Source organism: Streptomyces sp. NRRL F-5123 (genome assembly GCF_000721495.1).
Classification (GTDB): domain Bacteria; phylum Actinomycetota; class Actinomycetes; order Streptomycetales; family Streptomycetaceae; genus Actinacidiphila.
The window spans coordinates 1-1,037 of the sequence record NZ_JOHY01000164.1 but is presented as its reverse complement, the minus strand read 5'-3'; the positions used below and the strand labels follow the sequence as shown (position 1 = coordinate 1,037).

General features: G+C 68.3%; 2 protein-coding genes. Both read right to left on the bottom strand.

The window, feature by feature from the left end:
- A partial coding sequence (locus IH54_RS0138715) for a transglycosylase family protein (RefSeq protein ID WP_199923543.1) occupies positions 1–543 on the bottom strand: 543 nt, incomplete at its 3' end.
- Entirely contained in the window at positions 465–962 is a 498-nt protein-coding gene (locus IH54_RS48215) for an FG-GAP-like repeat-containing protein (RefSeq protein WP_420711825.1), read from the bottom strand. The genes IH54_RS48215 and IH54_RS0138715, both read right to left, overlap by 79 nt.
- Positions 963–1,037: the final 75 nt, after the last annotated feature.

Genomic DNA, 1,037 nt, shown 5'->3' with positions numbered 1-1,037 from the left:
CTTGGCCGCGTTGAAGTAACCACCGGGGTTGTGGGTCCACATCTTCAGGTTCAAGGCGGAGTCCTGGGCGATGATGTCGGCCTGGCCGTCACCGTTGAAGTCCGCCGAGGTCGTCTGCGCGTAGTTCAGCGTCGGCTCGGGGGGATACGGAACGGTGTCGTCGGAACCGAGCCCCGACTTGTGGCCGCAGTCCGGCCAGGCGTTCTCGCCCTGGGTGGCGAGGACCTTCTCCCCGATGCGTATCTGCTGCTCCTTGGTGGCCTGGTGGGGGTACACGGCATAGATGCGGCCGCCGAACTCGTCCCAGGTGCTCTTGGAGAACTGGAGCCCTCCGTAGTAGCCGTTCCCGGTGTTGGCAGCCCAGTTGCCGCTGCTCTCGCACTGCGCCACCTTGTCCCAGGTGGCCACGGAGGCCGCGTGGGCGGAAGAGGTGGCCAGCAGGGGCATGGCCAGGGTCGCGGCCGTCAGGACGACGGAGGCGAGCCGGCGCCCGGGGGTGCACAAGGAACGGAGCGCGGCGCGGGAATTCGGCGTGCGTGCCATGATCGGTCTGTCGCCGTGCCCGGCCCAGATGTAGAGGGTGCCGGTGGAGTCGTCGCGGGCGATGATGTCGGCCTTGCCGTTCCCGTCGTAGTCGGCGACCGAGGTCTGGCTGAAGTCCCAGCCCGTGGTGACCTGCTGGGCGGCGTTGAGTCGCGGGCGATGATGTCGGCCTGGCCGTCACCGTTGAAATCTGCGGCCGCTGTCTGGGTGAAGTCCCATCCGGTGGTCAGTTGCGCCGCGGCGCCGAAGGTGCCGTCACCGTGCCCGGCCCAGATTTTCAGGTTTCCCGAGGTGTCGCGGGCGATGATGTCGGCCTTGCCGTTTCCGTCGAAGTCGGCTGCGGCGGTCTGCGTGAAGTTCCAGCCGCTGGTCACCTGGCGGGCGGCGCCGAATGTGCCGTCGCCGTTACCCGCCCACATCTTCAGGTTCCCCGAGCTGTCGCGGGCGATGATGTCCGCCTTCCCGTCGCCGGTGAAGTCCGCGGCCGCCGTCTG